3 protein-coding genes and 1 pseudogene are annotated in these 2,203 nt (G+C 60.0%); 2 read left to right on the top strand and 2 right to left on the bottom strand.

Annotated elements, in window-relative coordinates:
• Positions 1-277: pseudogene (locus WBB95_RS21930) on the bottom strand (transketolase family protein); the annotation flags it as partial.
• Positions 267-1,103, bottom strand: coding sequence for a transketolase (locus WBB95_RS21935; RefSeq protein ID WP_424489475.1), 837 nt, complete (start codon positions 1,101-1,103; stop codon positions 267-269). The pseudogene WBB95_RS21930 and the gene WBB95_RS21935, both read right to left, overlap by 11 nt.
• Positions 1,104-1,139: 36 nt before the next feature.
• On the opposite strand from WBB95_RS21935, the gene WBB95_RS21940 reads away from it, so the two are divergent.
• Positions 1,140-1,355, top strand: coding sequence for a hypothetical protein (locus tag WBB95_RS21940; RefSeq protein WP_424489476.1), 216 nt, complete (start codon positions 1,140-1,142; stop codon positions 1,353-1,355).
• A 108-nt stretch (positions 1,356-1,463) separates the two neighbouring features.
• Positions 1,464-2,203 (top strand): ABC transporter permease (locus WBB95_RS21945; RefSeq protein ID WP_424489477.1); only part of this gene is annotated, 740 nt, incomplete at its 3' end.

Genomic DNA, 2,203 nt, shown 5'->3' on the forward strand with positions numbered 1-2,203 from the left:
CGTCGACCTTGATTTGCTCATTGGCGCGCGAAATCAAAAACGGCGCCGCATTGCAGGTCGCGGCAATCTTGCCACCCAGGGCCAGGCCCGCCGCCACACTGACCAGCGACTGCTCGGCAATCCCGACGTTGATCAGGCGTTCCGGGAAGCGCTGGGCAAACGGGCCGATCTTGGCCGTGGAGGTAGAGTCACTGACCACCGGCACCACATCCAGCCCGGCATCGACTGCGGCAATGAAGGCTTCCACCATGACGCTCGCCAAATGTTCACTCGCCATGATTCAACTCCTCCAGTGCCGCGTTGATTTCGTCACCCTTGGGCACGCGGTGGTGCCATTCGGGGCGGGCTTCGATAAACGACACGCCCTTGCCTTTGATAGTGTGGGCGATCAGCACCTGGGGCATACCGGCCTTGGTCTGCATGGTTTCCAGGGACTCGATCAACTGGCCCGCGTCATTGCCGTCGCACTCACTGACGCGGAAGCCGAAGGCAGCCCATTTCACGTCCAGCGGGTCCAGCGGCATGATGTCGGCCGTCAACCCCGCCAACTGCAGCTTGTTCTTGTCGACGATCACGAAGAGGTTATCCAGACCGTACTTGGCGGCCGCCATCGCCGCTTCCCAGTTCGACCCTTCGGCCAGCTCACCGTCGCCGGTCAGCACATAGATGCGCTTTTTACTGCCGGACATCTTCGCCGCCAGCGCCAGCCCCACCGCCACCGGCAAACCGTGACCGAGAGCGCCGGTGTTGAGTTCGATGCCGGGGGTTTTCTGCCGCACCGGGTGGCCGGGCAAGTGCGAGTTGAAGTGTTGGTAGGTGGCCAGCCATTCGGTAGGGATGTAGCCCGCCTGCGCCAGGCAGCAATACAAACCGCCGACGCCATGGCCCTTGCTCTGAATGTAGATATCGCGCTCAGGGTCTTCGGTACGTTCCGGGCCAGTGTTGAGGATGCGGAAATACAGGGTGGCGAGGATGTCGGTTTCGGAAAGGTCCGCCCCGGTGTGCCCGCCGGCCGGTGAATCGGCATTCAGGCGGATCACGTGGCGCCGGATCAGGCGGGCCTGTTCTTTGATCTGAGGGGCGTCGTACTGGAAGGCATTCATGCAGCGGCTCCTGTGGGCTGACCACGCGAGGTAAATGTGTCCAAAGCTGTTTTGAATATTTATTCAGCAGTGACAATATATTTCTATTTAGGCGCCATTCCTCCAGCAGGTCAAGTGAGTGATCGGCTGAAAAATGAAATAAAAGCAGGAAATGCCCCTCGGACAGACGGCCAAAATCCCACGCGCGCTCATCTATCCCGTGGCTTTGCGACGGGCAAGAACACCGATTTAGAGGCATGTATGAAAAATTAAGCGCTTGACTTTGACACCGTGTCACTGGAATCTGAATTAACAGTCAGGCACGCATAAATATTCAAAGCACCTGAAAGCACTCCAAAAAAAATAAATCAGGAGAACACTGTGGACACCAAAGCTATTGTCCAGCACCCGGCCGAACTCAAGCCGCCGCACCGCCCACGCCTGGTAAAACTGCTCCCCAGCAATATCGGCGGCCCGCTGATCGGCCTTGTACTGCTGGTGCTGGTTTTCTCCTTCAGTTCCGAATTCTTCTTCTCCTTGCGCAACGGCCTGAACATCCTTGATCAGGTTACGGTGCTGGGCATTCTGGCGATCGGCATGACGGCGGTGATCGTGATCGGCGGCATCGACCTGTCGGTCGGCTCGGTGCTGGCCTTCTCGATGATGATGCTCGGCTGGTTGTATCAGGACCAGGCGGTGCCGCTGGGTTTTGCGATTCCCATCTCGATTGCCAGCGGCATGCTCGCCGGGCTGGTGTCCGGCGGGTTGATCACCTATGCCAAGCTGCCCCCGTTCATTGCCACACTGACCATGATGTCGGTGGCCCGGGGCTTGGCGAACATCCTCACGGAAGGCCGGCAGATCGTCGGCTACCCGGACTGGTTCACCAGCCTGGCCACGGTGCGCCATTTCGGTTTCCTCTCGGCCACGGTCGGGCTGTTTCTGGTGATGCTGGTGGTGGCCTGGGTGTTCCTGCGCTTTCGTGCCGGTGGCCGCAACCTCTATGCCATGGGCGGTAGCCCGGAAGTGGCGCGCCTGTCGGGCATCAAGGTGCGCGCGATTACCCTGTGGGTGTATGCCGTCAGCGGCGCCCTCGCCGGAATCGCCGCCGTGACCCTGGC

The sequence above is a fragment of the Pseudomonas sp. genome (assembly GCF_049645325.1).
Lineage (GTDB): Bacteria > Pseudomonadota > Gammaproteobacteria > Pseudomonadales > Pseudomonadaceae > Aquipseudomonas.

Bases quoted from the DNA above. Each gene is read 5' to 3' on its own strand.
- WBB95_RS21935 (WP_424489475.1), bottom strand. From the start codon at position 1,103: ATGAATGCCTTCCAGTACGACGCCCCTCAGATCAAAGAACAGGCCCGC.